The organism is Paraburkholderia sp. SIMBA_027 (assembly GCF_046535315.1).
Taxonomy (GTDB): domain Bacteria; phylum Pseudomonadota; class Gammaproteobacteria; order Burkholderiales; family Burkholderiaceae; genus Paraburkholderia; species Paraburkholderia tropica.
Genome location: NZ_JAWRWY010000971.1, coordinates 1 through 259, shown reverse-complemented (window position 1 = coordinate 259; position 259 = coordinate 1). Strand labels below are relative to the sequence as shown.

The 259-nt window shown below is 65.3% G+C and carries 1 protein-coding gene; it reads right to left on the bottom strand.

The annotated features are described in order from the left end of the window. On the bottom strand, window positions 1-259 hold a 259-nt coding region (locus SB764_RS42005), incomplete at both ends, for a hypothetical protein (protein WP_410867036.1).

Here is a 259-nt window from a genome sequence, read left to right as displayed (position 1 = left end):
ATGGTCACCCTGCGCGCGCCGTTGACCGGATCACGGTTCTCCACGTTGACCAGGAATGAGGCCTCGCCGATCGTCGAAACGGTGGTGCCGCCGTCGTTCCATCCGGCGTCCTCGCCGTAGCCTTCATTGCCGTCCGCGTTAAGTACGGTCAGCAGGAAGCGATCCTCCGGCCCCAGGCATTTCCGGACCCGGCGGAAGAGTGCACGCCGCCCGGCCGGATCAAGGAGACTGATGGAACTGGCGCCGAGAACGACGCAAC